The organism is Rheinheimera texasensis DSM 17496 (assembly GCF_000711985.1).
GTDB classification, from domain to species: Bacteria; Pseudomonadota; Gammaproteobacteria; order Enterobacterales; family Alteromonadaceae; genus Pararheinheimera; species Pararheinheimera texasensis.
Genome location: NZ_JONU01000003.1, coordinates 1 through 1,252, shown reverse-complemented (window position 1 = coordinate 1,252; position 1,252 = coordinate 1). Strand labels below are relative to the sequence as shown.

1 tRNA gene and 1 rRNA gene are annotated in these 1,252 nt (G+C 51.7%); both read left to right on the top strand.

Annotation, left to right across the window (positions count from 1 at the left end):
- Positions 1 to 1,088, top strand: a 16S ribosomal RNA gene (locus Q399_RS0100090); the annotation flags it as partial.
- 86 nt (positions 1,089 to 1,174) lie between these two features.
- A tRNA-Ile gene (locus Q399_RS0100085) sits at positions 1,175 to 1,251 on the top strand.
- Position 1,252 lies beyond the last annotated feature (1 nt).

Genomic DNA, 1,252 nt, shown 5'->3' with positions numbered 1-1,252 from the left:
TGTTGTGTTAATAGCACAGCATTTTGACGTTACCTACAGAAGAAGCACCGGCTAACTCTGTGCCAGCAGCCGCGGTAATACAGAGGGTGCAAGCGTTAATCGGAATTACTGGGCGTAAAGCGCACGTAGGCGGTTTTTTAAGTCAGATGTGAAAGCCCCGGGCTCAACCTGGGAATTGCATTTGAAACTGGAAAACTAGAGTGTGTGAGAGGGGGGTAGAATTCCAAGTGTAGCGGTGAAATGCGTAGAGATTTGGAGGAATACCAGTGGCGAAGGCGGCCCCCTGGCACAACACTGACGCTCAGGTGCGAAAGCGTGGGGAGCAAACAGGATTAGATACCCTGGTAGTCCACGCCGTAAACGATGTCTACTAGCTGTTCGTGACCTTGTGTCGTGAGTAGCGCAGCTAACGCATTAAGTAGACCGCCTGGGGAGTACGGTCGCAAGATTAAAACTCAAATGAATTGACGGGGGCCCGCACAAGCGGTGGAGCATGTGGTTTAATTCGACGCAACGCGAAGAACCTTACCTACTCTTGACATCTACAGAAGACTGCAGAGATGCGGTTGTGCCTTCGGGAACTGTAAGACAGGTGCTGCATGGCTGTCGTCAGCTCGTGTTGTGAAATGTTGGGTTAAGTCCCGCAACGAGCGCAACCCTTATCCTTAGTTGCCAGCACGTTATGGTGGGAACTCTAGGGAGACTGCCGGTGATAAACCGGAGGAAGGTGGGGACGACGTCAAGTCATCATGGCCCTTACGAGTAGGGCTACACACGTGCTACAATGGTATGTACAGAGGGAGGCAAGCCTGCGAGGGTGAGCGGATCTCTTAAAGCATATCGTAGTCCGGATCGCAGTCTGCAACTCGACTGCGTGAAGTCGGAATCGCTAGTAATCGCAAATCAGAATGTTGCGGTGAATACGTTCCCGGGCCTTGTACACACCGCCCGTCACACCATGGGAGTGGGTTGCAAAAGAAGTAGGTAGCTTAACCTTCGGGAGGGCGCTTACCACTTTGTGATTCATGACTGGGGTGAAGTCGTAACAAGGTAACCCTAGGGGAACCTGGGGTTGGATCACCTCCTTACCAAAAGCGACATTCTTTAACGAAGTGTCCACACAGATGATTGATTGTGATGTAGAGCAAACAGTAAGAACCATTGCGGTTACGGCTGGTCTGTAGCTCAGGTGGTTAGAGCGCACCCCTGATAAGGGTGAGGTCGGTAGTTCGAGTCTACTCAGACCAACCAA